This window comes from Campylobacter sp. 2018MI13 (assembly GCF_018501135.1).
Taxonomy (GTDB): Bacteria; Campylobacterota; Campylobacteria; order Campylobacterales; family Campylobacteraceae; genus Campylobacter_E.
Genome location: NZ_JAHCZC010000157.1, coordinates 1 through 867 on the forward strand (window position 1 = coordinate 1; position 867 = coordinate 867).

At 25.3% G+C, this 867-nt stretch carries 1 protein-coding gene; it reads right to left on the minus strand.

Translation table 11 applies throughout. The features are described 5' to 3' along the window. Positions 1 to 867, minus strand: an 867-nt coding sequence (locus KJQ99_RS09420) for a HAMP domain-containing protein (protein ID WP_214150670.1), incomplete at both ends; no start/stop codon positions are given.

Here is an 867-nt window from a genome sequence, read left to right on the forward strand (position 1 = left end):
GCTTTCAATTGCTGCTGCTGTTTGAACGCTTTGTTCTACTGCTTCTTCATCTTTTAATAAAGATAATTTAGTTTTTTCTATATTATCATTGATTGCTTTTGCCATAGAGCCAAATTCGTCTTTAGAAGTGATTGCGATTTTGTTAGCATCATTTTTTTCATAATTTAAAAATTCAAAAAATTCAGTTAAACCATTTTGCATAGCAATCATAGGATTTAAAGATTTTTTGATTAAATAGTATAAAATTCCTATAACTACAAGAATAAATATTATAAACTCATAAATTGAATTCATCATACTATTGTGAATAGTATCATCAATATTTGCCTTTGGCATAATTGAGCAAACATCATATCCTGTTAATTTATCTTCTAAACAATAAGCTATATATTCTTTATCGTTTTTATTAAATATAAAATTACCACTATTATCATTTTTATAATAATTTTGTAATTTACTTACAAATTCTTTTTTCCATTCAGGATTTCCTAAATCATCTTTATTAGAACTTGAAATAATCTCATCATTTTTATCTAAAATTATAGTGCTAGAATTTTTTAAAGAATTTGCTCTAGTAATCTCATCGCTAAAATCATCAATTAAAATATTACCACCAACAACAGCTACTATTTTATTATCAATTACTACAGGTGCAAAAATAGTTGTAGCTGATTTTTTACTTGAAACATCTTGATATACTGAAGATAAATTTGCTTGTTTTAATTCTAAAGCTTCTTTATACCAAGCTCTAGTTCTACCATCAAAATTAGGGATTAATCTAAAAGTTAAATCAGATTCAGCCTTATAAACATCGCCATTTGTTAAACCTACAAATAAACCTTTAAAACTGTCACATATACACATCTG